Origin of the sequence: Sphingobium cupriresistens (assembly GCF_004152865.1) — a bacterium.
GTDB classification, from domain to species: Bacteria; Pseudomonadota; Alphaproteobacteria; order Sphingomonadales; family Sphingomonadaceae; genus Sphingobium; species Sphingobium cupriresistens.
The window spans coordinates 1-19,268 of the sequence record NZ_SEOO01000052.1 but is presented as its reverse complement, the minus strand read 5'-3'; the positions used below and the strand labels follow the sequence as shown (position 1 = coordinate 19,268).

At 61.3% G+C, this 19,268-nt stretch carries 19 protein-coding genes and 2 pseudogenes; 13 read left to right on the top strand and 8 right to left on the bottom strand.

The annotated features are described in order from the left end of the window. Positions 1-181 precede the first annotated feature (181 nt). From EWH12_RS19620 to EWH12_RS19610, 3 genes and pseudogenes are all read right to left on the bottom strand, one after another. A pseudogene (locus tag EWH12_RS19620) lies at positions 182-967 on the bottom strand (FAD-dependent oxidoreductase); the annotation flags it as partial. Positions 968-1,004: 37 nt separating this feature from the next. Next, positions 1,005-1,334, bottom strand: coding sequence for a heavy-metal-associated domain-containing protein (locus EWH12_RS19615; RefSeq protein ID WP_082052513.1), 330 nt, complete (start codon positions 1,332-1,334; stop codon positions 1,005-1,007). A gap of 12 nt (positions 1,335-1,346) precedes the next feature. Then, the gene (locus EWH12_RS19610; protein WP_014072602.1) at positions 1,347-1,742 is read right to left on the bottom strand and encodes a mercuric transporter MerT family protein; all 396 of its coding nucleotides are present in this window, start codon (positions 1,740-1,742) and stop codon (positions 1,347-1,349) included. 76 nt (positions 1,743-1,818) lie between these two features. On the opposite strand from EWH12_RS19610, the gene EWH12_RS19605 reads away from it, so the two are divergent. Then, positions 1,819-2,241: a MerR family transcriptional regulator gene (locus tag EWH12_RS19605; protein ID WP_014072603.1), complete on the top strand. Its 423-nt coding sequence runs from the start codon at positions 1,819-1,821 to the stop codon at positions 2,239-2,241. 170 nt (positions 2,242-2,411) lie between these two features. After that, entirely contained in the window at positions 2,412-2,972 is a 561-nt protein-coding gene (locus EWH12_RS19600; RefSeq protein WP_004213255.1) for a recombinase family protein, read from the top strand. 35 nt (positions 2,973-3,007) lie between these two features. On the opposite strand, the gene EWH12_RS19590 is transcribed toward EWH12_RS19600, so the two are convergent. Further along, positions 3,008-3,166 (bottom strand): MerR family DNA-binding transcriptional regulator, encoded by a 159-nt coding sequence (locus EWH12_RS19590; protein WP_004213256.1) that lies wholly within the window; start codon positions 3,164-3,166, stop codon positions 3,008-3,010. 63 nt (positions 3,167-3,229) lie between these two features. Here EWH12_RS19590 and EWH12_RS19585 point away from each other — a divergent pair, with 63 nt between their 5' ends. Both EWH12_RS19585 and EWH12_RS19580 read left to right on the top strand, forming a co-directional pair. Continuing rightward, the gene (locus EWH12_RS19585) at positions 3,230-3,646 is read left to right on the top strand and encodes a mercuric transporter MerT family protein (RefSeq protein ID WP_004213257.1); all 417 of its coding nucleotides are present in this window, start codon (positions 3,230-3,232) and stop codon (positions 3,644-3,646) included. Next, positions 3,646-3,867, top strand: coding sequence for a GDCCVxC domain-containing (seleno)protein (locus tag EWH12_RS19580; protein WP_004213258.1), 222 nt, complete (start codon positions 3,646-3,648; stop codon positions 3,865-3,867). The genes EWH12_RS19585 and EWH12_RS19580 overlap by 1 nt, the downstream gene beginning before the upstream one ends. A gap of 16 nt (positions 3,868-3,883) precedes the next feature. On the opposite strand, the gene EWH12_RS19575 is transcribed toward EWH12_RS19580, so the two are convergent. Both EWH12_RS19575 and EWH12_RS19570 read right to left on the bottom strand, forming a co-directional pair. Then, a complete protein-coding gene (locus EWH12_RS19575) occupies positions 3,884-4,468 on the bottom strand; it encodes a DsrE family protein (protein WP_004213260.1) in 585 nt (194 codons plus the stop codon). A 27-nt stretch (positions 4,469-4,495) separates the two neighbouring features. Beyond that, on the bottom strand, positions 4,496-5,953 hold the full coding sequence (locus tag EWH12_RS19570) for a multicopper oxidase family protein (RefSeq protein WP_037555777.1): 1,458 nt from the start codon (positions 5,951-5,953) through the stop codon (positions 4,496-4,498). Between the two features lie 248 nt (positions 5,954-6,201). Between EWH12_RS19570 and EWH12_RS19565 the strand changes: the two genes are divergently transcribed. Further along, positions 6,202-6,789 carry an SDR family NAD(P)-dependent oxidoreductase gene (locus EWH12_RS19565; RefSeq protein WP_082734528.1) on the top strand — a complete coding sequence of 196 codons (588 nt, stop codon included), beginning with the start codon at positions 6,202-6,204 and terminating at the stop codon, positions 6,787-6,789. A 38-nt stretch (positions 6,790-6,827) separates the two neighbouring features. Here EWH12_RS19565 and EWH12_RS19560 read toward each other — a convergent pair whose 3' ends face one another. Continuing rightward, a complete protein-coding gene (locus tag EWH12_RS19560) occupies positions 6,828-7,787 on the bottom strand; it encodes a quinone oxidoreductase family protein (RefSeq protein WP_030540911.1) in 960 nt (319 codons plus the stop codon). A 156-nt stretch (positions 7,788-7,943) separates the two neighbouring features. After that, entirely contained in the window at positions 7,944-8,213 is a 270-nt protein-coding gene (locus tag EWH12_RS19555) for a hypothetical protein (RefSeq protein ID WP_125723807.1), read from the bottom strand. On the opposite strand from EWH12_RS19555, the pseudogene EWH12_RS23000 reads away from it, so the two are divergent. The 8 genes and pseudogenes from EWH12_RS23000 to EWH12_RS19520 form a co-directional block, all read left to right on the top strand. Beyond that, positions 8,204-8,263 (top strand): annotated as a pseudogene (locus EWH12_RS23000) (hypothetical protein); the annotation flags it as partial. The gene EWH12_RS19555 and the pseudogene EWH12_RS23000 overlap by 10 nt on opposite strands. 75 nt (positions 8,264-8,338) lie before the next feature. Beyond that, positions 8,339-8,656 (top strand): LysR family transcriptional regulator substrate-binding protein, encoded by a 318-nt coding sequence (locus tag EWH12_RS19550; protein WP_048939645.1) that lies wholly within the window; start codon positions 8,339-8,341, stop codon positions 8,654-8,656. Positions 8,657-9,085: 429 nt separating this feature from the next. Next, on the top strand, positions 9,086-9,343 hold the full coding sequence (locus EWH12_RS22370) for a hypothetical protein (RefSeq protein WP_139797613.1): 258 nt from the start codon (positions 9,086-9,088) through the stop codon (positions 9,341-9,343). A gap of 39 nt (positions 9,344-9,382) precedes the next feature. Then, positions 9,383-11,551 carry a PQQ-dependent dehydrogenase, methanol/ethanol family gene (locus EWH12_RS19540; RefSeq protein ID WP_107917704.1) on the top strand — a complete coding sequence of 723 codons (2,169 nt, stop codon included), beginning with the start codon at positions 9,383-9,385 and terminating at the stop codon, positions 11,549-11,551. Positions 11,552-11,723: 172 nt separating this feature from the next. Next, positions 11,724-13,127 carry an aldehyde dehydrogenase family protein gene (locus EWH12_RS19535; RefSeq protein WP_011950407.1) on the top strand — a complete coding sequence of 468 codons (1,404 nt, stop codon included), beginning with the start codon at positions 11,724-11,726 and terminating at the stop codon, positions 13,125-13,127. Between the two features lie 47 nt (positions 13,128-13,174). Next, on the top strand, positions 13,175-14,755 hold the full coding sequence (locus EWH12_RS19530) for an AMP-binding protein (protein ID WP_049771327.1): 1,581 nt from the start codon (positions 13,175-13,177) through the stop codon (positions 14,753-14,755). A 257-nt stretch (positions 14,756-15,012) separates the two neighbouring features. Beyond that, complete coding sequence (locus tag EWH12_RS19525; protein ID WP_030540404.1) at positions 15,013-16,923, top strand: sigma-54-dependent Fis family transcriptional regulator; 1,911 nt, start codon at positions 15,013-15,015, stop codon at positions 16,921-16,923. Positions 16,924-17,200: 277 nt separating this feature from the next. After that, positions 17,201-19,249: a TonB-dependent receptor gene (locus tag EWH12_RS19520; protein WP_011950404.1), complete on the top strand. Its 2,049-nt coding sequence runs from the start codon at positions 17,201-17,203 to the stop codon at positions 19,247-19,249. Positions 19,250-19,268: the final 19 nt, after the last annotated feature.

The window sequence follows — 19,268 nt, the reverse complement described above, 5'->3', positions numbered from 1 at the left end:
GGCAGCGCCGCCCGCCAAAAGCTGATCGAGAAGCTCATTCGGTATGGCAGGCTCTTTGCGTCGTGACATAGTGGGACTCCTTGTTACCCATTATGCCCGGCCACACACGGAAATCCTGACAGTCCCCAAGCCCGTCGCTATTGGGTCGGCGTCCGGTGGCGATGAGCACCTGTTCCGCCGCGACGGTGTCACAATGCCCCTCGCAGGTCAATTCGACCCCGCTCTGTGTTTGGGCGATACGCTGATAGCCGACACCTGCGCAAACCCGCACGCCCTCGGCTTCCAAATAGTTTTTCAGCGCGGCACTCACTTCCGGGTCCATTTCGGGGAGCAGGCGGCTTCGGCAGCAGATGGTGACATCAACGCCCAGACGCGAAAACATCTGTCCCAGTTCTACCCCGATCACCCCGCCACCGATCACCAGCAGCGATTTGGGCAAGCGATCCAGCGCCAGCGCCGATGTGCTGGTTAGGTAGGGCACGCTGTCCATCCCCGGAATCGGCGGCACGGCGGCGTGCGCACCCATCGCCAATATGACCTTGCCGACCTTCATGGGCGCATCGCCGACAATCAGCGCACCATCGGCAAAGCGTGCCTTGCCCTCGATATAGCTCACACCGTCATAGGCGGGCAGCAGATCGACATATTTTTTTTGGCGCAGCGTCGTGACAAGATCGTCCTTCGACGCCGCCAATACGGACCAGTCATCCATCTGGACAGCGCCCCCAAGGCCGGGAAAGCGCGCGGCGGCAAGCCCACCATGCACCGCTTCGGCGGCGCGGATCAGCGTCTTGGAAGGAACGCAGCCAACATTGACACAGGTGCCGCCAATCGTGCCGTGACCGACGAGCGCCACTTTCGCGCCCAGATCGGCAGCGGCGATCGCGGCGGAGAACCCGGCAGAACCCGCGCCGATGACGGCCACGTCAAATCCTTCCTGCCCGGGGCGGTTGCAACAGTCGTTCATTGCTTATCGCTTTCTTGAGGCGCTGGCGGCGCCCCGCTCAGTTTTGAATAGCGCGCGCCGGATAACCCGCGTTGGTTGATGCAGCGGCAATCGCAGCAGCATTGGTGCGGCGCGGGTCATAGGTTGCGCGCGCGGTCTTGGCTGCGAAATCGACCGTGACCGCCGTTACCCCGGCGACGCCTTCCATCGCCTTCTTCACGGTGATCGGGCAGGTGGCGCAGGTCATGTTCTCTATGGCAAAGGTGGTTTGCTTCTGAGCGGTTGCGGTAGCCGCGGGGCGATCTTGCGCCGTGCCACTAACTGCATAGGCGACCCCGCCGCCAGCCATAGCCAGCACGGCCATAGCGATACATACTGTCTTTTTCATGGGTATTTCCTTTCAATAGAACCAGGGTGCCCACCAGTCGATGGTGAGCGCCAGGATGGCGACGGCAAGGCCCAGCCACAGCACCGCCTTGGTGGTCCAAGCCGATTGTGGACGAGCGCAGTAGGAACCGTCTTCACAGGGCGGTTTCGGCTTGAAATAGACATGCCAGAAGCCGTAGCCGAGCAGCGCGAGCGTTACGCCTGCGACATAGGGCTTGTAAGGTTCGAGCGCCGTCAGGTTGGCGATCCACGCGCCGGAAATTCCGAGCATAACCAACAGTAGCGGGACGACGCAGCAAGCCGAGGCGAGCCCCGCGCCGATCAATGCGCCCGCCGCAACCCAGTTTGCCTGCTTCGGCTCGTGGTTTTCGGTGAGGGCTGGCTGTCCCGCTTCCGGCGTTGAGACCATGGCTTGAATCCCTTGTTCCAACTGAGTGATTCGCAGTGTAGGCTCTGTAGCCACTACAGACTCAAGAGGTATTTTCATGGAGCAACAGGTCGGCATCTTGCGTGCCCAGCTTGCCCGGAAAACAGGCTGCAATCTCGAAACCATCCGCTATTACGAGAAGGTGGGATTGCTGCCGGGGCCGCCTCGCAGTTCCAACGGCTACCGCGTCTATTCGCCGGAACTGGTGCAAAGGTTGCAGTTCATCCTGCGCGCGCGCGACCTTGGCTATGCAATGGATGAGATACGGTCATTGTTGTCGCTCACCGATACCGGTGCACAAACCTGCGCGGAGGTTATGGCGAGAACCGAACTCCACCTTGAAGATGTCCGCCGCCGCATTGCAGATTTGCAGAAGATAGAGGTGACGCTGGCGACCACGTTAGCCAGATGCACTGGAGATGACGTTGCCGAATGTCCCATCCTGGAAGCACTCCAGTTTTTACCCCATCAAGGCAATTGACGCCATCTTTGAGGGATTTGATTTTGTGATGTCAGCTTGGAGTATAGCCTAACCGGACGTCAGGGCGCTACCGCGGTTTCTGTCAGATTAGGGTACTAAACGGAATTTGTTGACGAATGTCGTTGCGTATCATAGATTTCAACCTGACATTTTGATGGAGAGAGTGCGCAGTGAAGGGGCAACGGATCGGCTATGTCCGGGTCAGCACGTTCGATCAGAATGTGGATCGCCAATTGGAAGGTCAGTCGCTCGATCGGACCTTCACCGACAAGGCATCGGGCAAGGACGTCAACCGCCCCCAGCTTGAGGCTCTGCTCACTTTCGCCCGCGAAGGCGATACCGTCGTCGTCCACAGCATGGATCGGTTGGCCCGCAATCTGGATGACCTGCGCAAGCTGGTCCAGGGCCTCACCAAGCGAGGTATCCGGATCGAGTTTGAGAAGGAAAGCCTGTCCTTCTCGGGGGAGGACTCCCCGATGGCCAATCTGATGCTCTCGGTCATGGGTGCGTTTGCTGAGTTCGAGCGCGCCCTGATCCGCGAACGGCAACGCGAAGGCATTGCGATCGCTCGGCAGCGCGGCGCCTATCGGGGGCGGAAACGGTCGCTCTCGGATGAGATGATTGCCGATCTGCACCGCCGCGTTGCCGCCGGTGAACGCAAGGCGACCATCGCGCGCGACATGGGCATCAGCCGCGAAACCCTCTACCAGTACCTTCGCGCCGCTGCCTGACACCAATGTTCACATTATGTCCGGAAAATCGTTGTTCAGCGTACAAAGCTTGAGGTGACGCCTACTCGCCGGCCCCCGCTCGTGCGGGGTGGGGTCGCCACAATGCCGACGCGCTCGAAATAGCGGATCGTCTCGATGTTCACGCCGGTTCGGCGCGACAACTCGCCGATAGCTAGGCCTTTCTCATCCCTCATAATTCGCTTGCTCCTGTAGCCGCTACAGGAGGCATTAGGGGGTTATTCCGCCGGAGACGACTGATGAATAAAAGGATTTTGCCGCACGAAACCCTGGCCGCTTCCGCATCGCCACGCCGCGCCGACGCGGGGCTATCCGCCCTGGGTGCGCTGGCGAGCTTCGGCGCGGTCCTAGCCGCCGCATCCTGCTGCGTCTTGCCGCTCGCGCTGGCGGCGCTGGGCGTGGGGGCGGGCCTGTCGAGCACCTTCGCCGCGCTGATGCCTCTGCGCTGGGCCCTGACGGCGCTTTCCCTCGTCGGCCTGGCTGCCGGGTGGTGGGCGTATGTGCGGCGTCGGAGGACCTGCGCTGCGGATCGGTCCTGCACCGTGACCCTACCGTCCCGCGCAACTCCGATCATGCTCACGATCGGCACGACCCTGACGCTGACCGCGCTGATATGGGATCGCATTGAAGCGCCGCTTATAAAGGCGCTTTCCTGATGCAGCTCACCTCCACGCTGACCTGTCCCGAGTGCGGCGGTGTCGCGACCGAGACGATGCCCACCAACGCCTGCCAGTTCTTCTATGATTGCCGACATTGCGCGGCGGTGCTGCGGCCCCTGGCCGGCGACTGCTGCGTGTTCTGCTCGTTCGGCGATGTCCCATGCCCTCCGATTCAGGAGGCGAAGGCGAACGGGACCGTGGCGGGCTGCTGCGGGTGAGGGGGTATCGCACCTTTCAATCCGGGATGAGCGCGTAACCCCGGATTTGTAGATTCGCCAAGGTTGTAAGCGCCGAATCATCGATCTCAACGCCCGAAGCCACTTGGTTCGGCATGATCTCATTTCCGACCATGGCCTGACTGCAAACGCGGATTGAAACACCGGCTTTCTGGAGAGCGGCAATCAGCGCAGCGTTCGGGTTGGCCGCTACCTTCATACGCGCCGCATATGGCGCGTTCTGCAGGACGAGCGGGGTCGCGGGACCATGAATGATGACGGCGATGTCACCAGCCGGATGGACCTTGTCCGCGCCTAGCAGGTTCACGAAGCGCGCGACCTTCTCAAGGCTGGGATTCACTTTGTCGGGAGAGCTTGCGGCCTTGGTGACATTGAACAAGACGCGGTAGCGAAGCTTGGGATCGGGCCGCTCGGCAGCACTGGGCACGGCCACGATCCCGCCAAATCCCGGTATTACGGGATAAACCAGATTATCCTGTGCAGCTAGCGAGGTGCCGCCGGTCAGCATCGTTGCCGCGAGCAGAAATGTGGCGAAAGCTCTTTTTGGCAACCTTGCTCTCCTGTTGGACGGTAGGCGCTGCATAAACTCTCCAGAAGTGGGAGCCTACGCCTACGCAACACTGAACTGGCCCATCATTCCATTATCCTCATGTTCAAGGATATGGCAGTGATACATGAAGGGAGCGCTCTTGGCCGGCTGATCAAATCGGATGAGAAGCTCCACCGGTTCCTTGACGAGGACCGTGTCGCGCGGCCCCTGGTCGAGAACATCGGGCTGCCCGCCACCGCGGGTGAGAACATCAAAGTGGACGCCGTGAATATGGATCGGGTGGCGCATCATTTCGCCAGACACCTCCCATATTTCGGTGGAGCCTAGCTTCACCGTCTCATCGATGCGATTCATGTCGAATGGCTTGCCATTGATCGTAAGGCCGCCACCGCCGCTTCCTGAGCCCATCATGCCGCCCATGCCCATGTTGAGGCTCAGACGGCGACGGCGCACCGCCTTGCTGGCGTCGGGCCCAGTTCGTGATGCCAGAAGGGTCGGCACGACGCCGCTGGCACGAGCCTGTCCCAACGGCCGTGGTTCAAACCGCAGCACGGTCGCTGGTGCCGCGGCATCGGTCCTTCGGGCGCCACGCCCCATCATACCCATGCCGCCCATCATCGAGCTGTTGGTATCAGCCGCCGTCACCAGCGAGGCGGACCTACCGTCCGTGAAGTCCACGAGAAGCTCGGCACGTTGGCCCGGCGCCAAGGTTATGGCTTCCAATGCCACTGCGTGTTCGAGCAGCCCCCCTTCGGTTCCGATCCAGTGAAAGCTCCGCCGATCGGAAAACGACAGCTCATAAATCCGCGCGTTCGATGCGTTGACGAGCCGCAGGCGAACCAACCGATTTGGCACCGCCGCCAGCGGATTCACCGCGCCGTTCACAAGGATCGTGTCGCCGCGCCGGCCCTGCATGGCGACCATCATGCCGCCTGGCATGACAAGGCGACCATTTTCGAACTGGCGATCCTGGATGAGCAGGGGCAGATCGTCCACGCCATATTCTGACGGGAGCCCCAGGCCCTGCTCTTCGTCGTCGGTTACCAGCAACGCCCCAGCCAGGCCCGAATAGACTTGCTCGGCCGTCAACCCATGGACGTGTGAGTGATAAAGGAGGGTCGCTGCGGGCTGCCGGATCGGGAGCGTGGGCCGCCAGGTCGCGCCCGGCGCGATGATCTGATGGGGGCCGCCATCCAGCTCTCCGGGGATCAGAAGCCCGTGCCAATGCACAGTCGTGTCCGCGTTGAGCCCGTTGGTCACGACAGCCGCCACGTCGTCGCCACGGCGCACCCTGATCGTCGGTCCGAGATAGCTGCCATTATACCCGAGCGTGTCACTCGGCCGGCCTGGATAAAATGAAGTCGTTCCGGACTGGACCCGTAGCGCGAATGAGCGGCCAGGCCGTGCGTCCAACAGCGGCGGCATCGGAAGCGGGTTTGCACCTCCCCCGCCGAGGCCCGGCGTGGAGCGCGAGCAAGCGGTGGTTGTGGACCTATCGGCGTTCTCGAAAATCGGCATACTAATCAATATGTTGCAACAAGACACGGTGGGAGTGGAGCCGTTAATAGGGGTATGTAATTCGCCTCGACTAGTCGAAAATTCGGTGTGCCCGTGCCGATCCCGCAAGGGACCGGACCTACACGCTGATGCATGACTTTCATGACTCATCGCCACTGCAACAACAAGGGCTGACCTCCGATGAGCCTGCGGACCGCAGTCGTCAGGTTTCTGAGGCCAGCCCCCATCTCAATTAGTGTCGGCCTCAGATTGATCTGTGGCGGCAGACGCGAACGATACAGGCCGATAGCGCAGACCCGGATGCGATCACGCGCGCCGTGAGCGAGGCCGTCTCGGCGCTCGGTGGTCTTGATATTCTCGTCAATAGCGCGGCGATCGGCCATTCCGGTCTGATCGCCGACCTCGATGTGGCCGAGTATCAGAAGCTGATGGACGTCAACGTGCGAGCACCAGTGCTATTCGCGAAGGCCGCCATTCCGCATCTCTCCGCTGGGGGGCGCATAATCTCGATTGGGTCGGGGCTCGGCGAACGCGTCCCATTTCCGGGCGTAACGGCCTATGCGATGTCCAAGGCCGCGCTTACGTCCTTCACTCGCGGGTTGTCACGTGAACTCGGGCCGCAGGGCATCACCGTGAACCTCGTGCAGCCCGGATCTGTGGATACTGACGCGAACCCCGCAGACGGCCCGGCGGCAGATTTCCAACGGAGTTTGACGTCTCTGGGCCGCTTCGCCAAGCCGAGTGAAATCGCGAATGCGGTCGTGTTTCTATCAAGTCCCGCGGCGAGTGTAATTACAGGCGCCACCTTGACCGCCGACGCGGGCGCGATCGCCTGACAGCGGGCGCTCGGTAGCGGTTGGGCGCGAAATCGGCGTCAGGGGATCAGCACGATACGGCCGAGGACCTTGTTGTCCTCGGCATACCGATGGGCGGCCCCTGCCTCGGCGAGCGGAAACCTTCTGTCGATTGGCACGGTGAGACTGCCTTTCGCAACGTCGGCGAGCATCATGTCGATGGTTTGGCGCACCGCTGCACGTGACAGGACGGTTCCCATGAATACGCCGATGACCGTTTGATTTCGCTGCACCGCTGGCCAAAAATCCACTGTCAGAGCCCCGCCGCCGGCATTGCCCACGGACACCAAGACTCCTTCGTCGCGGAGCGCGGCGAGGGATGTCGCCAAGGTGGAACCTACCGGATCGACGATGAGGTCAACGCCTCGGCCGCCGGTGAGGTCACGGACCACGTCCACGACCGATTCGACGTTATGGTCGATTACACGCGATGCACCGAGCTCGATGACGCTGCGGACGCGATCCTCACCGCTAGCGACGGCGATTACGGTCGCGCCGGCCTGGCGGGCGAGCTGTACTGCCGCGACCCCGACACCCCCCGCTGCACCTTGGATGAGGACGGAGCTTCCGCTTGAGAGCCGCCCTCTCGCGAACAGGCAATGATGGGCAGTTCCGAAGCCGATCGGGATCGCCGCGGCTTCTGCTACGCCTGCGCCTGCGGGCAGCAGCCAAGTCTGATCTGTCGGAACTGCGCGGAGTTGGGCGTGGGATCCATCCAAGCCCCATGAGGTAACTCGGTCGCCGGGCTTGCGGTCCGTGACCGCGTCACCGATCGCCACCACCGTGCCCGCTGCGGCATAGCCGACGACATATGCGGGGTGCCCCGGCGGCGAACTGCGACGGTTGATCAGGTCTCCGCCCTCAACGGATATCGCCTCGACCTGGATCAGGACATCCCGCGAACGAATTTTGGGGTCGGGCACGTCCGTGTAGCGAAGGACTTCCGGTGGACCGTTATGATCGTAGACAGCCGCTTTCATCGTCGTTCCTTTCGATGCGCGACGGACCGAGGCGGTTGCGTAGGAATTGCTGGGACCGGAACGCAAATTTATCTGCATGTGGCACTGCCGATCACGATCCGGTAGCATCGGCGAACGTGCATCTGTGTTGCATAATCAGGAGCGCTGCCGCCGACATCAATCGCCATCGGTGGAGTTAGGTGCTTCCTCAGCGTGCGCAGCTGCTGTCATCAGTGTTCCCCTATCGGCGACGGAGTTTTCAGGACGCGGGACTACCGAGACGGTGTTGGCAACGCCAAACTCCGGCACAAAACGCGGCCGTCCGAAGCGGATATTGGCATGGGGGAGTGATGTTTGCCGAATATGATCTTGGATCTGCGAAATCTGCGCTGCGCGATCGCGGCGGCGGAAACTGGCAGTTTCGATGAGCGAGAGAGATGCTGGCATTGTCCCAATCGTCACTCAGCCGACGCATTCAGCATCTTGAGCACCGATTAGGCGTTCCCCTGTTCAAGCGAAGTCGAATTGGTGTTTCGCCCACAACGGCAGGCGCTGCCTTCTTGGAACGGGCAATGGCCGGCGCCCAGCAATTAGATCTCGCCGCTCGTTACGCAGTTGCTGTCGACAGTGGGGAGGCGGGGCAAGTCCGCATCGGAGTTACATCATCGCGCACCGGCGGGTTGTTTGGTGATGTGCTGCGTCAGTTTAAAGCTCTATTTCCATCGGTGAACATCACCCTCACGGAAGATACGACGAGTAGGACAAGCCATAACGTGGCCATGGGAACGCTCGACGTCGCCTTCGCTGATGATGCCGAACGAAAAGGTATCGATAATCACGTCCGTGGGTCCAGGTCCATCACGAGCGCAATGGTCCGCGCATTTTGCTGATCCATAGGTCCGTTCCTCGACCTGCGGCAAGGGGTCGAGAAACGGCCTACGCGTGGGTGGTCGTGATCTCCATTGCGAAAGCCTCTGGCCGAACAACAAGATTTGCTCACGCCAGTCCGAAATTGCCTTGGCTCGCGTCCGACGTGCTGCTTGTCGGGCGGAATATCGGCGGATGGCTCCTCGCAAATATGACAGGAGAGATAGCAATCCTGTTTTGATCGGCCTGGATGCCGAAGCTCTCGGTTTGATCCATCTGCCAAGGTGAAACCTGACGATACGGGTGTCCGAATACACCTGTTCTATTTCGTTACAGTTAGCTGAGACGCGTTCCCCCAACCGTGGTCATTTTCCAGCAGATTGGACAATCTCCGATTTGGCACGCTTTGTGCTTAGGGGTTACCAACTATGATATAATGGAGGGAGAGGATAATGGGTAATCTCAATAAAGGTTCGCTTTTGAAGGCGGCCCTGTGGGGAGGCGTTGCGTTGTGTACGCCGATGGCCAGCACGGCGGCATGGGCGACCGACGTTGATGCCGGCGACTATGTCGCACTGCCGCCGGGATCCAATCTGGCCATTGTCTATGCGCAATTTGCCGAGCGCGACGCCATTGAAGGCGGCCCTGTGGGGAGGCGTTGCGTTGTGTACGCCGATGGCCAGCACGGCGGCATGGGCGACCGACGTTGATGCCGGCGACTATGTCGCACTGAGAGAAAGAACAAAGACATGTCGATCATCTTTTTCGGGCGGGGAAAGCCGGGGCGAATGGCCCTTGTGGGGGCGGGCTTCCTCTTGCTGGGTACGACACTGAGTGGTTGCTCGCGGTCGAACGAAGCGAGCAACCGGGCACCCGTCGATACCTCGAAAATCGCCGGGAAAATTAACGGTGACTTTATTGTCAAGAACGCTGCGACTTCCGAGGAATGGCCCAGCTACGGCCTCGACTATTCGGAAACGCGCTTCAGCAAGCTGTCCCAGATATCCACTGACAATGTCGCCCGACTGGGTTTGGCCTGGACCTATGATCTGGGCTCGACCCGCGGCGTAGAGGCAACGCCGCTTGTTGTGGACGGGATCATGTACGTGACAGCATCCTGGAGCGTCGTGCATGCAATCAATGTACGGACGGGGAAGCAGTTGTGGACGTTCGATCCGCAAGTGCCGCGCAGCGCGGGCGGCAAGGGGTGCTGTGACGTCGTGAACCGGGGCGTGGCCGTCTATGAGGGAAAAGTCTTCGTCGGAGCCTTCGATGGTCGTCTCATCGCGCTTGATGCGGCGTCCGGCGCCAAATTGTGGGAAGAGGACACCAGACTATCGCCGGACTCGCCAGCCACCATCACCGGCGCGCCGCGTGTGTACAAGGGCAAGGTCATCATTGGTAACGGTGGCGCGGAGCTGGGGTTGCGTGGCTATATCACCGCCTATGATGCGTCGTCGGGCAAGAAGCTCTGGCGCTGGTTCACGGTCCCGGGAGATCCATCGAAGCCGTTTGAGAACAAGGCGATGGAAGCCGCCGCCAAGACCTGGGACCCCAGCGGACGCTATTGGGAGGCGGGCGGTGGCGGCACCGTCTGGAACAGCATGGCGTTCGATCCGCAGCTCAATCTCATGTATATCGGCGTCGGAAACGGGGCGCCTTGGTCGCGCAATCGCCGCAGTCCCAAGGGCGGCGACAATCTCTATCTCGGATCGATCGTCGCGCTCAATCCTGATACCGGCGAATATGTCTGGCACTATCAGGAGACGCCGGGGGACAACTGGGATTACACGTCGACGCAGGATATGATCCTGGCCGACATGACGGTCGACGGCGCGCCGCGCAAAGTGATCCTGCATGCGCCCAAGAACGGCTTCTTCTTCGTCATCGATCGGACAAACGGCAAATTCATCTCCGCGAAGAATTTCGTGCCGGTGAACTGGGCCTCGGGCTATGACAAGGCGGGCAGGCCTATCGAATTGCCCGGCGTCCGCTCGGCCACGCCCTATGAGATCATTCCCGGTCCTTTTGGCGGGCACAACTGGCATTCCATGTCGTTCAATCCGGCTTTGGGGCTGGCGTTCATTCCCGCGCAGCATGTGCCGCTTTCGCTGGCGGACGATCCGAAATGGAAATATCGCTCCAACATTCCAGGCCAGCCCATGAGCGGCATCGGTTGGAACACAGGCAGTTTGCTGGGAGGCGCGGCGACGAAGGCCAAACCCTTCGGTCGCCTGATCGCATGGGACCCGGTGCGCCAGAAGCAAGTCTGGAGTCAGGAACAAGTTTCGCCGTGGAATGGTGGCACGCTGACCACAGCGGGGAATCTGGTGTTCCAAGGAACCGCAGATGGGCATTTCGTAGCCTATGATGCGCGCAACGGCCATAAAATGTGGGAGTCGCCGGTAGGCAGTGGCGTCATCGCGGCTCCGATCACCTACCAGATCGATGGCAAGCAGTATGTCTCGATTGCGGTGGGTTGGGGCGGTGTTTTCGGTGAGTCCCAGCGCGCTACCGACCGCAGTTCGCCTGGTACGGTCTACACCTTCGTCATCGGCGGCAAGGCGCCGTTGCCGCAGTTCGGAAAATATGAGCAGGGGGAACTGCTCTCGGGCGTGCCCTATGACAAGAAGGACGTCGCTCCTGGAGGCGCACTCTACGTCAGCAACTGTCTGTTCTGCCATGGCGTTCCTGGCGTCGACAAGGGAGGCAATTTGCCCAACCTGGGTTATGCGCCCCGCGAGGCGATCGCCAATCTTGAAGCGTTCGTTTTCGAAGGTGCGATGGCCGAGCAGGGTATGCCCGATTTCAAGGGCAAGCTTACCGCAGAGGACGTCAAGAAGCTCAAGGCGTTCATTCAAGGCACTGCAGATTCTGTGCGCGGACAACCTGCCGCGAGCGCAAAACCGAAAAAATAGGCTCGCTTAGAGAGGATGACCGGCGGTTTCGGCGCCCGCCGCCGGTCATCCGATCCTTTGTGAAAAGGCGGCGACAAACGCTTGCGCCGGTCAGGACTGAAGACCGGCGACCATGGGGCGCTCTGGATGCCCTGCATATTCGATTTTCCCACGTATGTGGCTGGAGACAAGCATGTCTGATTATAAGTTGCTGATTGGGGGCCAACTCGTGGAGGGCGATGGCACGCTCGAGGTCATCAACCCCGCACTCGGCGAAGCGTTCGTGACCGTGCCGCGCGCTTCAGCGGCTCAGGCCGACGAAGCCATCAAAGCCGCCAAGGCAGCCTATCCCGGCTGGGCCGAGACGCCCTTCGCGCAGCGCCAGGCCAAGCTCATCGAGCTTGCCGATGCCATCGCGGCCGATGGCGACAATCTCGCGCGCCTGCTGGTGCAAGAACAGGGCAAGCCCTTTGCCGAGGCCCAGGGGGAAGTTGCGTGGACGGAAGGATATCTCCGGCACTACGCCACTCTCGAGCTTCCCGACCGGGTCATACAGGACGATGAGCAGGCCCATATCGTCGTCAAGCATCGGCCGCTAGGCGTGGTCGTCGGGATCATCGCATGGAACTTCCCGCTGCTCGTCGCCTGCTGGAAGATCGGTCCCGCCGTGCTGGCGGGAAACAGCATCATCTTGAAGCCGGCCCCTACCACGCCCGTCACCGCCCTTGCATTAGGCGCGCTGTGCCGAGACATCTTCCCGGCGGGCGTGGTCAACATCATCACCGACGATAATGACCTGGGGCCGCATCTCACCGCCCATCCGGATGTCGCCAAAATTGGCTTCACGGGTTCGACCGCCACCGGCAAGCGGATCGCGGCGAGCAGCGCTGATACGCTCAAGCGCGTCACGCTCGAGCTGGGCGGCAACGATCCGGCCATCGTGCTGGAGGATGTCGATGTGCGTGAGACGGCGCTGGCGATCTTCAACGGCGCGTTCCTCAACTGCGGACAGGTCTGCCTGGCGGTGAAGCGGGCCTATGTGCATGAATCGATCTACGAGGCGATGTGCGACGAATTGGCAAGGCTGGCGCAGGAAGCCGTCGTCGATGACGGACTGAAGCAGGGAACGAATATCGGTCCGATCCAGAACCGCGCGCAATTTGAAAAGGTGAAGGGATTCCTGGAGGCGGCCCGGCGCGACGGCAAGATCATCGCCGGTGGCGAAGCCATGGAGCGAGCCGGCTATTTCATCCAACCGACCATCGTCCGGGATATCAGCGACGGCCATACGATCGTGGATGAAGAGCAATTCGGACCCATATTGCCGGTCATCGCCTTCTCGGATGTGGACGACGTGGTACGCTGCGTCAATTCCTCCGAATACGGCCTGGGTGGATCCATCTGGTCGAAAGATGTCGAGCGCGCCGCGGCGATCGCCGAGCGTATCGAAAGCGGTCAGATGTGGGTCAACCAGCATATCGCGATCGGCCCGCACATCCCCATGGCCGGCTTCAAAAATTCCGGCCTGGGTGTCGAGCAGTCCGTCGAGGGCCTCGCCGAATATACGCAGCTCCAAGTGATCAACATCAAGAGGTGACCGTGCTCTCAATTGCGAAAGGCGCGGCTGATGTTCCGCTGCTGGAGATGACGCTGGGAGAAGCCCTATCGGTGGCTGCCCGGCGCTGGGGGAGTGAACTGGCATTGGTTTCCCGGCATCAGAATATATGCTGGAGCTGGCAGGAACTGAACCGCGAAGCGGAACGGGTCGCGTGCGGACTGCTCGATCATGGGGTGCGTCGCGGCGATCGGGTCGGCATCTGGGCGCCCAATTGCGCCGAATGGACCGTGATTCAATTCGCGACCGCCAAGATCGGCGCGATCCTGGTAAACATCAATCCTGCCTATCGTGTCAGCGAAATCGAGTATGCGCTCGCAAAGGTCGGCTGCAGCGTGCTGGTGACGGCATCTGCCTTCAAAAGCAGTAACTACATCGCCATGCTACGCGAGATCGGGACGCGTAGTTTACCTGACCTTCGCCTGGTGATTTCGCTTGGTGAGCAGGCACATGACGGTTTCATTCCTTGGGAGCAACTGCGCGTGTCGGCGGATCCCCTGCTGCTGGGCGCGGCATCGGAAAGTCTGCGACCGGACGATGCCATCAACATACAATTCACCAGCGGCACGACGGGTTTTCCAAAGGGGGCAACGCTTACGCATCGCAACATTCTCAACAATGGTTATTTTTCGGGACAAACCATCAATCTCACCGTCAAGGACCGCATCTGCATTCCGGTTCCGCTCTATCATTGCTTCGGCATGGTCCTGGGTAATCTTGCATCCGTGACGAGCGGGGCTGCGATGATCTACCCCGGAGAGGCTTATGATGCGCGGATGACACTTGAGGCGGTGCGAGATGAACGTTGTACGGCGCTTTACGGAGTGCCGACCATGCTGATCACGATCCTCAACCATCCGGACCTCGATCAGTTCGACGTCTCGTCCTTGCGCACCGGGATCATGGCGGGCGCCCCTTGCCCGGCGGCCATGATGGAGCAGATCATGGATCGGTTGAACATGCGCGAGGTGACTATCGGCTATGGCATGACCGAAACCAGTCCCCTGACGACGCAGACGTCGATAGACGATCCCGTCGCAGAGCGAGTGGCGACGGTGGGCCGCGTCCACCCTCATGCCGAAGCAAAGATCGTAGGGTTGAACGGCGAGACATTGCAGGTGAACCAACAGGGCGAATATTGCTCGCGCGGATATGCGGTGATGCAGGGATATTGGAACGATCCGGAAAAGACCGACGATGCCATCGACGCGGAAGGATGGATGCACTCGGGCGATCTCGCGGTGATGGATGAGCGGGGCTATGTTCGCATTACCGGCCGCATCAAGGACATGATCATCCGGGGCGGCGAGAATATCTATCCGCGCGAGCTCGAGGAATTCCTGCTTGGCCACCCGTTGATCGTCGATGTGCAGGTCTTTGGCGTCAGCGACGCTAAATTTGGTGAGGAAGTCTGCGCATGGGTCATAGCGCGAGCCGGCCATCGGCTGAGCGCCGACGATGTGATTGCCCACTGCCGGGGTAAGATCGCCCACTACAAGGTTCCCCGCTATGTCCGCATCGTCGAGGGCTTCGCTATGACGGTCACGGGCAAGGCGCAGAAGTTCGAGATGCGCAAGACGATGGAAGCTGAACTGGGCTTGGTGGCTTGAGTATTCCTCTCCCCTTGAGCCACTATGGTCGGCCAGGCGCATGTGTCGCCTGGCCGACCATTTTTGTGATCGCCAGGCATCGATCTGTTTCGGCACGATCGGATCTTCCAGAGAAGGAGAGATGGTTGTTCGCGTCCGTCGAACAAGCTAGCATGACGGGCGATAAAGATGTTCGAATGGAGAGAGGGATCAGCGCCGTCCGGTCCAGGCGCCGGGCACCCCACCGTTCGGAAAGACAACGGTACGAGAGGCAATCCATGAATCTGGAACAGGTCCGCCAGACAAGGAGGGCACGAGATCTTTTCTTCTCGGGCGAGAGTATCGTGTCGCAGTGGGTGCCCGAGCCGATCACGCGTTCCTGGGAGCGATCAAGACGCCTGGGTTTGAGCGCGTCCGACAAGAGGTTGTTCGACATGGCGGCGCCTGGCGAACGCCGGATCGCCACAGAAAGGGGTGAACGGCTCATTCGCTATGCGATGCCGGAGATGACACGGCTTTACAAAGCGTTTCACACGCAGGATTGGGTGCTGGCCTGCCTTGACGTCAGCGGATTTGTCATTTGCTCGATCGGCGACGCCGAAGGGCCGTGCCGCGAACTGGAGAGTCTTTTCCGGAACGGGGTTTCCCTCAGCGAAAGTGCGATCGGCACCGGAGCGCCGGGATGCGCGCTCGTGGAACAGAAACCCTTTATTGTCCACGCCAACGAGCATTTCCTTGACGAGATTCATGGCTATTCTTGCGCGGCCGTTCCTCTGTTCGACGTTAACGGGGACCTGATCGGCGTCTTGAATGCCACCTGCCGCAGCGGCAGGGATCTGTCATCAGTTTGCGAGGCGTTGCGGGTTGCCGCCCGAGCCATAGAAAATCATATGCTGCTTGACCTTCCGGGCGCTCTGCACGTCTCGTTACATTATCACCCTGACCTGCTTCGCACGCCCTTGGCTGCCGTTCTCGCTTTCTCGGAACATGGGCAATTGCTCGGTGGGAACCAGATCGCGCGCAAGCTGCTTGGGCATACGCGTTCGGCGACAGAGTTCGATCACATGTTCGACCTGCCTTTTGCGCGTGCGGTTGACGAGCTTAGCGGCCGCAATGCCGAACCGATCGTGACAGACACGCCGGCCGGCATCCGCGTCCACCTCAGTCTCGCCCGCCATGCAGATGACGTTATGCGGGTTGGTAAGGCGCTCTTGCCGCCGCCCTCGGGCAAGCGTTCGTCTCATGCCTCTTCTGACATGTTCTGTTCCGATCCCGCCCTGCTGGACACCATTGGCGACGCGAAGCTGGCGTTCGCTCGTGATATTCCTGTTCTCCTAACCGGCGAGACGGGAACTGGAAAGGAGGTTCTTGCGCGGGAGCTGCACGCCTCAGGGCCGCGGCGAAACGGGCCGTTCGTGCCGGTAAATTGTGCGTCCATTCCCGACGGACTGATCGAGGCCGAATTGTTCGGATATGTGGAAGGGGCGTTTACCGGCGCTCGCCGGGGAGGCGCTCCGGGTAAATTTGAGCAGGCCCATGGTGGAACACTCTTCCTGGATGAGATCGGGGACATGCCGCTCTCGCTACAGGCTCGTCTTCTGCGGGTTCTGCAGGAGCGGGCCGTCATGCCGGTGGGCGGATCGAAGGACAGGCCGATCGATATCTCTCTGGTCTGTGCGACCCATCGTGACCTCAAGGCGCTCGTCGCCACGGGCGAATTTCGGGAAGACCTTTACTACCGCATTGATGGACTCTGCGTCACCTTGCCCCCCTTACGCGAGCGAGCGGATTTGTCGGAACTCATAGGACAAATCGTCGATCGCGAAATCGGCGATCGTTTGACACTTTCCCTCTCGGATGACGCACTGGAATGTCTGCGGTCCTTCGCATGGCCCGGGAACATCCGCCAACTGAGCCTCATTCTTCGTCGGGCCATCGCGCTCGCTGCCGGGAGCGCGCTGATCGCGCCAAGGCATCTTCCAGAGGAGATGAGGCAAACTCGTTCGAATGTGGGGCGCGAGGTGGCTTCGCTCGAACGAACGGAGCGGGATGCGGTATTAATGGCGCTCCATCAATGTGCGGGAAATATTGCCGCTACGGCTCGTCAATTGGGGGTCGGCCGGCCGACGCTTTATCGTAAGATGCGTAAGTATAATATCGAAGTGCAGGGCGTTAAGACCATATTTTAACTCTCCATGACGTGTTAGTTGGTTGCGCATTAGCCTTACCGCAAGGTTTTTCGGTTATTTGCGCGAAACAGATAAATGAGAATCATTACGTAGATTTGATCTGCATCTGCGACTTGCTCGGGCAATGTTGAGTGATATCCTGCTCATCTCATGCCGGCGCATGCTGTGATCTAACTCAGCTCTGTTAAGCCCGGGTTTCCGCGGCGTCGGCACATGCGTGCGACGCGCGATGGCCCAATCAACGAAAGCTCCAAACTCCAGAGGGCGTGGACGCATCATGAAAGACTATCTGCTGCTGATACTTCTGCTGGTGCCATCCGGAGTGCTGGCGCAGCCCCCCGATGATGCAGGCGCCGATGCACCTTCGATCATCGTAACGGGACAGGGGCTGGGCCTGCCACCCGGTACGCCCGCCTATGGATCGGTGGCGATCGACCGGCAACGGCTGCTCGACAATGCGTCGGGCCGGCTGGAGAATGTGCTGGCCAACGTCGCCGGCTCCCAGCAGTTTCGTCGGTCGGACAGCCGGGCGTCGAACCCGTCCAACCAGGGCGCGACCCTGCGGGCGCTGGGTGGCAATGCATCCAGCCGGACGCTGGTGTTGCTGGACGGCGTGCCCGTGGCCGATCCCTTCTTTGGCTATATTCCTTTCTCCGCGCTGGTTCCGGACCGTCTGTCCGTTGTGCGGGTGACGCGCGGCGGCGGGTCGGGTGCGTTCGGCGCGGGCGCTGTCGCCGGCACGATCGAGCTGGCCAGCGCCACGCGCGACCAGTTGCCGGATTTCGCTGCCAGCGCCTTCTATGGCAGCCATGACGCCGCCGAGATGTCGGCCAGCGTCACGCCGGACCTAGGCGGCGGCTATGTTTCGCTGTCGGGGCGCTGGGACCGGGGGAACGGCTTCCAGACCACGCCAAAGTCGCAGCGCGTCGCGGCGACCGTGCCCGCCGCCTATGATAGCTGGTCCACCAATTTACGCGCGGTCGCGCCGCTCTCCGTGACGTCCGAATTGCAGTTCCGCGCCACGATCTTTCAGGACGACAGGACGCTGCGGTTCAAGGGCGCGGACTCCGCGAACGAAGGGCAGGACGCCAGTGTTCGCTTCATCTCGCGCGGCGATTGGCAGGTTGATGCGCTCGCCTATATCCAGGCGCGCAACTTTTCCAATATCGTGATCTCCGCCTCCACCTTCCGCAAGTCGCTCGACCAGCGCAACACGCCGTCCATGGGGCTTGGCGGCAAGATCGAGATCCGCCCGCCGGTCGGGTCGGATCATGTACTGCGGCTGGGCGCGGATACGCGCTTCGCGCTGGGCGACATGTATGAGGACGCCTATGACGCCAATATCGCCAGCAATCCCGTCACCTTCCGCCGCCATGCCGGTGGGCAGCAGGTGACGACCGGCCTGTTCGCCGAGGACGACTGGACGCTAGAAGGCCTGGTGTTGACCGGCGGCGTGCGGGCGGATCACTGGACGATCAGCGACGGCTTCTATCATCAGGCCAACGCCAGCACCGGTGCAGTGACAGCGACCGATTACGCCAACCGGTCCGACTGGCAGTTTTCGGGGCGGGCGGGCGCGATCCTGCGCCTGAGCGGCGCGCTCGCGCTGCGCGGGGCGGGCTATACCGGCTTTCGCCTGCCGACGCTGAACGAGCTGTACCGGCCATTCGTGGTCTTCCCGATCACGACGCAGGCGAACGCGGCGCTGAAGCCCGAGCGCCTGAAGGGCGTGGAGGCGGGCTTCGACCTGACCCCGCTGCCCGGCGTGACCCTGGGCGCGACCGCCTTCTACAACCGGCTGGACGATGCGATCGCCAATGTCACCATCGGCACCAACACCCGCCAGCGCCAGAATGTTAACCGCATCGTCGCCAAGGGGATCGAACTTACGGCCAGCGCGCGTCTGGGCGATTTCGGCCTGTCGGCCTCCTATGCCTACAGCCACAGCGAGGTCGATGCGCCAGGCAAGGCGTTCGACGGCTTCGCGCCCGCGCAGACGCCGCGCAACAGCGCCAGCGCGACGCTGGCCTGGACGCCGGCGCAGGGGCCGACGCTCTCCGCGTCGGTCCATTATGTGTCGAGCCAATATGAGGATGATCTTCAGATCGACACACTGCCCAGGGCGCTGACCGTGGATGCGCTCGCGCGCTTGCCGCTGGGCCATGGCGTCGCGCTGACGGCGCGGGGCGAAAATCTGTTCGACGAGAAGGTGGTGACGTGTCAATCGGCGTGCAAACGGGACCCCCTATCGGCGCGCAAAAGGGACCCCCTTTCACGATGGCGCAAGGTTGATCGGACACGCGCCTTTGCGCTGCGCGCGGCGTAGGGAGGGCGGAGCCCGACCG